Origin of the sequence: Proteus mirabilis ATCC 29906 (assembly GCF_000160755.1) — a bacterium.
Taxonomy (GTDB): Bacteria; Pseudomonadota; Gammaproteobacteria; order Enterobacterales; family Enterobacteriaceae; genus Proteus; species Proteus mirabilis.
In genome coordinates this window covers 1-255 of record NZ_GG668612.1, presented here as the reverse complement: position 1 = coordinate 255, position 255 = coordinate 1, and the positions used below count along the sequence as shown (strand labels likewise).

Here is a 255-nt window from a genome sequence, read left to right as displayed (position 1 = left end):
AATTCAACGTCTGCATTCTCATATTGCCAATATCAGGAAAGACTACCTTCACAAAGTCACCAGCGAAATCAGCAAAAACCACGCAATGATTGTCATTGAGGACTTAAAGGTCAGTAACATGTCTAAATCGGCAAAAGGTACGACAGAACGGCATGGACGGAACGTAAAAGCTAAATCTGGTTTAAACCGCTCAATACTGGAGCAGGGCTGGTATGAAATGCGCCGTCAGCTTGAGTACAAGCAGCTCTGGCGAGG

At 45.1% G+C, this 255-nt stretch carries 1 protein-coding gene; it reads left to right on the top strand.

Features of this window, described 5'->3' with window-relative positions:
* Positions 1 to 255 (top strand): transposase (locus HMPREF0693_RS18260; RefSeq protein WP_036932530.1); only part of this gene is annotated, 255 nt, incomplete at both ends.